We start from the raw sequence: 5148 nt of genomic DNA on the forward strand, positions 1-5148 counted from the left end.
TCAGTTGACACATCTGGAACTGACCCACCGCATTCGCGAGCAAGCCCGCTCCCACATTTTGATCGGTGTCGTTAGATAGATCAGATAATAAAAAAGAGATTTCCTTATGTCCGAAATACTCTGGCAACCCTCCCCCGAACGCATCCACAACACCCGGATGGATCAGTTCCGGCGCTTCATCAATGATCGCCATGCCTTGCAGATCAGCGACTACCCGGCCCTGCACCAGTGGAGCATCGACCAGCGCCCGGACTTCTGGCAGTCGATTGTCGAGTTCTTCGACGTGCAGTTCCGCACGCCGCCCAGCGCGGTGCTGATCGAAGACGCCGAGATGCCCAGCGCCCAGTGGTTTCCCGGCGCTACCCTGAACTTTGCCGAACACCTGCTGCGCCGCCGCGACGATCACCCCGCCGTGGTCGCGATCAGCGAAGACGGCCAGCGCGAGCAACTGACCTACGCCGAACTGGCCCGCCATGTCGCCGGCCTGCAGCGCAGCCTGCGGGCGGCCGGCGTGGGCGTGGGGGACCGGGTGGCCGCGTGCATGCCCAACACCTGGCAAACCCTGGTGGGCATGCTCGCCACCACCAGCCTCGGCGCCATCTGGTCGTGCTCCTCGCCGGACTTCGGCACCCAGGGCGTGATCGACCGCTTCGGCCAGATCGAACCCAAGGTGCTGATCACCTGCGCCGGTTACCGCTACGCCGGCAAGGTCATCGACCAAAGCAGCAAGCTCAATGAAATCCTCGAACGGCTGCCGTCCCTGCAACAATTGATCATCGTGCCGTATGCCCGCCCGCAAGCCCGGCCCGAGGATTATCAGACCCGGGCCCACGTCGCACTCTGGGACGACTTCTACAGCCCCGGCGGTGAGCCCGATTTCGTCGCCGTGCCCTTCGATCATCCGCTGTACATCCTCTATTCCAGCGGCACTACCGGCGTGCCCAAGTGCATCATCCACGGCACCGGCGGCGTATTGCTCACCCACCTCAAGGAACACGGCCTGCACGCCGACCTGTCGCGGGACGACTGCCTGTTCTACTACACCACCTGTGGCTGGATGATGTGGAACTGGCTGGTGTCGGTACTGGCCATCGGCGCCACGGCGGTGCTGTATGACGGCTCGCCGTTTCACCCCGGGCCGGAACGCCTGATGGACCTGATCGACCAGGAAAAAATCAGCGTGTTCGGCACCAGCCCCAAGTTCCTCGCCACCCTGGAGAAGGCCGGGCTGCAACCGCGGCTGAGCCATGACCTGGGCAGCCTCAAGGGCCTGATTTCTACCGGCTCGCCGCTGTCGCCCCAGAGCTACGACTACGTGTACCGCGAGATCAAGCCCGAGCTGTGCCTGTCGTCGATGTCGGGCGGCACCGACATCGTGTCCTGCTTCGTGATCGGCAACCCGGTGCTGCCGGTGCGCCGTGGCGAGATGCAGTGCAAGAGCCTGGCAATGGCTATCGAAGTTTGGGACGACCAGGGCCACCCGCTGGTGGGCGAAAAAGGCGAACTGGTGTGCACCCGGCACTTCCCGGCAATGCCCATCGGCCTGTGGAATGACCCGCATCAGGAAAAACTGCGGGCTTCGTATTTCAGCCAGTTCCCCGGCGTGTGGGCCCAGGGCGACTACGCCGAACAGCGGCCCAATGGCAGCCTGCTGATCCATGGCCGCTCGGATGCGGTGCTCAACCCCGGAGGGGTGCGCATCGGCACCGCGGAGATCTATCGCCAAGTGGAAAAAGTGCCTCAGGTCCTGGAAAGCCTGGCCATCGGCCAACGCTGGCAGGATGACGTGCGAGTGGTGCTGTTTGTGCGCCTCAACGATGGCATCGAACTGGACGACGGCCTGGAGCAGCAGATCCGCCAGGTGATCCGCGCCAACACCACGTCGCGCCACGTGCCGGCGAAGATCCTCGCGGTGACGGATATCCCGCGCACCATCAGCGGCAAGATCGTCGAGCTGGCGGTGCGCAACGTGGTGCATGGGGAGGCGGTCAAGAACACCGACGCACTGGCCAACCCCGAAGCGCTGGAGCAATTTCGTGATCGCCGGGAGCTGGCAGAAAGATGAAACGTTTTAGCCTTTAAGCACTCATTTGAAGACAAACCCCTCAAGCATGCTATTTTTCGAGGGTGGAAAGCCGATCACTCCTCACGGGATAATCGGCTTTTGTCATTCTTCAAGCGTTACGCGCAGGGCATTTACATGAACGTATCACCCACCGGCAGCGAGGCCGCAGCACTGATTGCGCGGCTGGACTGGGCACGAAGCCCCCTCGGTGACGCCATTGATTGGCCGCAAAGTCTCCGTACCGCCGTCGACATCGTGATCCATTCACCGATGCCGATGCTGTTGCTGTGGGGCGCCGAACTCACCCAGATCTACAACGATGGCTTCGCGATGCTGGCCGGCAACAAGCACCCGGCCGCCTTCGGCCAACCGGCTGACCTGATCTGGCCTGAGCTCAAGCCGTTTACCGACCCGATCTACAGCGCCGTCCTCATGGGCCAGGTGCGCACCTTCACCGAGCAGCGTTTCGTCCTGCAGCGCAACGACCGCGACACCGAGATCTGGCTCGACCTGACCTACAGCCCGATCCGCGACGAGCGTGGCGAGGTCGCCGGGATCCTGATCACCGCCATCGAAACCAACGAGCGCCGGCGCATCGCCCTGGAACTGCAGCAGCGCACCGAGAACAGCCTCAAGGCCCAGCGCAACACCGAGCAACGCCTGCAGCTGGCCCTGGCCGCCACCGATGCCGTGGGCACCTGGGACTGGGATATCGGCGAAGACCGCTTTATCGCCGACGCCCATTTCGCCCAATTGCACGGTGTTGACCCGTGCGACGCCGACCTGCTGCCCATCAGCGACTACCTGCAAGGCGTGCACCCCGAAGACCGTGGCATGGTGGCCCGCAGCATCAAGCACTGCATCACCCACGGCACCGAGTACGCCGAGGAATACCGCCTGCAGCGCGCCGACGGCGAAGTGCGCTGGGTGTTTGCCCGGGGCCGCTGCTACAAGGACCACCATGGCCGACCGGCGCGTTTTCTCGGCGCCGCCCTCGACCTGACCGAACGCAAGCACACCGAACAGGCCCTGCGCCAAAGCCAGACCGAGCTGCAACTGATCATCAACGCCATGCCGGTGCTGATCGGTTATGTCGACCACGAGCAGCGTTTTCGCCTGAACAACAGTGCCTATCTGGAATGGTACGGCATGACCCCGCAGGAGTTGTACGGCAAGAGCATCCGCGAAGTCGTGGGCGACGAAATCTATGCCGGGCGCGTCGACAAGATCGAGGCGGCGCTCAAGGGCAAGGCCTGCAGTTTCGTTACCGTCACCCCGCACCATGACGGGCGGCCACGCCACGCGCTGATGAAGTACCTGCCGCGTTTCAGCGCTGACGGTTCAGTCAACGGTTTCTATATTTTTGTGATCGACGAGACCGAGCGCAAACTGACCGAAGAAGCCCTGCGCCACCTCAACGAAAACCTCGAAGAGCGCGTCAGCCAGCGCACCCAGGCCCTGGCCGAAGCCAACCAGCGCCTGCAAAACGAGATGTTCGAGCGCGAGCGTGCCGAAGACGCCCTGCGCCATGCCCAGAAGATGGAAGCGGTCGGCCAGCTCACCGGCGGCATCGCCCATGACTTCAACAACATGCTCACCGGGATCATCGGCAGCCTGGACCTGATGCAACGCTATATCGCCGCCGGGCGCAGCGACGAGATCGGCCGTTTCACCGACGCCGCCGTATCCTCGGCTCATCGCGCCGCTGCGCTGACCCATCGCCTGCTGGCCTTCTCCCGCCGCCAATCCCTGGACCGCAAGCCGGTCGACCCGAATCAATTGGTGGCGTCCCTGGAAGACCTGTTCCGCCGCACCAAGGGCGCGCACATCGAACTCAAGGTGCAACTGGGCACCGACGTGTGGCCGGTGAACACCGACGCCAGCCAGCTGGAAAACGCTCTGCTCAACCTGGTGATCAACGCCCGCGATGCGATGCCCGACGGTGGGCAATTGTGCATCGAGACCGCCAACAGCTACCTCGACGGCACCGACATCACCACCCTGGAACCGGTCAAGGCCGGCGACTATGTGATGCTCGGCGTGAGCGACAACGGCGCAGGCATGACCGCGAAAATCCTCGCCAAGGCCTTCGACCCGTTCTTCACCACCAAGCCCATCGGCCAGGGTACTGGGCTTGGGCTGTCGATGATCTATGGGTTTGCACAGCAATCCGGCGGCCACGTGACCATCCAAAGCGAACCGGGCCAGGGCACCTGCGTGCGCCTGTACCTGCCGCGCCTGCATGGCACGGCACTGGAGCGGACCACACCCGCTACCCAGGGCGAAGCCCCGGTGGCGCTGGAAGGCGAAGCCGTGGTGGTGGTCGAGGACGACCCGGCAGTGCGGATGCTGGTGGTGAATGTGCTGGATGAACTGGGCTACACCGCACACCAGGCGGCGGATGCACGGGCGGCGCTGCCGTTGCTGGAGTCCGACTTGCGCGTGGATTTGCTGGTGACTGATGTGGGCTTGCCGGGGATGAACGGCAGGCAACTGGCGGAAATCGCCCGGCAACACCGGCCGGACCTGAAGGTGCTGTTCATGACCGGTTACGCCGAGAAAGCCGCCGAGCGCCAGGGGTTCCTGGAGGAAGGCATGGACATGGTGGCCAAGCCGTTTTCGATTGACCTGCTGGCCAACAAAATCCGCAGCATGATCAGCTCAGAGGCCTGACTTCAGGCATAATCGCGCGCCGTTTCACATCAGGACCGATCAATGAAAGCCCAAGCCCGTCACATTCTGGTGAAAACCAGTGAGGAAGCCGAACAGCTCAAGCAGCGTATTGCCAAGGGCGAAGCGTTTGATGTGTTGGCCAAGAAGTACTCCACCTGCCCTTCCGCCAAGCGCGGCGGTGATTTGGGTGAAGTGCGGCCGGGGCAGATGGTGGGGGTGATTGATGCGGTGATCTTCAAGAAGCCCGTGAAGGTGGTTCATGGGCCGATCAAGAGCAAGTTCGGGTATCACCTGGTGCAAGTGTTTTACCGCGATTGATGGCTGATCGTTCCCACGCTCCGCGTGGGAATGCCTCACCTGACGCTCTGCGTCCGCTCTTGGGACGCAGAGCGTCCCTGGCTGCATTCCCA

2 protein-coding genes and 1 pseudogene are annotated in these 5148 nt (G+C 63.1%); all 3 read left to right on the forward strand.

Annotated features, from left to right (window positions below; genetic code table 11):
• The first annotated feature begins 106 nt into the window (after nt 1–106).
• Complete coding sequence (locus ACW9I6_RS30625) at nt 107–2065, forward strand: acetoacetate--CoA ligase (protein ID WP_457340176.1); 1959 nt, start codon at nt 107–109, stop codon at nt 2063–2065.
• Nucleotides 2066–2200: 135 nt separating this feature from the next.
• Nucleotides 2201–4738 carry a PAS domain-containing hybrid sensor histidine kinase/response regulator gene (locus ACW9I6_RS30630; RefSeq protein WP_023658930.1) on the forward strand — a complete coding sequence of 846 codons (2538 nt, stop codon included), beginning with the start codon at nt 2201–2203 and terminating at the stop codon, nt 4736–4738.
• Between the two features lie 27 nt (nt 4739–4765).
• A pseudogene (locus tag ACW9I6_RS30635) lies at nt 4766–5056 on the forward strand (peptidylprolyl isomerase); the annotation flags it as partial.
• Nucleotides 5057–5148: the final 92 nt, after the last annotated feature.

This window comes from Pseudomonas sp. SDO5522_S412 (genome assembly GCF_054071215.1).

Bases quoted from the DNA above. Each gene is read 5' to 3' on its own strand.
- ACW9I6_RS30630 (WP_023658930.1), top strand. From the start codon at position 2,201: ATGAACGTATCACCCACCGGCAGCGAGGCCGCAGCACTGATTGCGCGG.
- ACW9I6_RS30625 (WP_457340176.1), top strand. From the start codon at position 107: ATGTCCGAAATACTCTGGCAACCCTCCCCCGAACGCATCCACAACACC.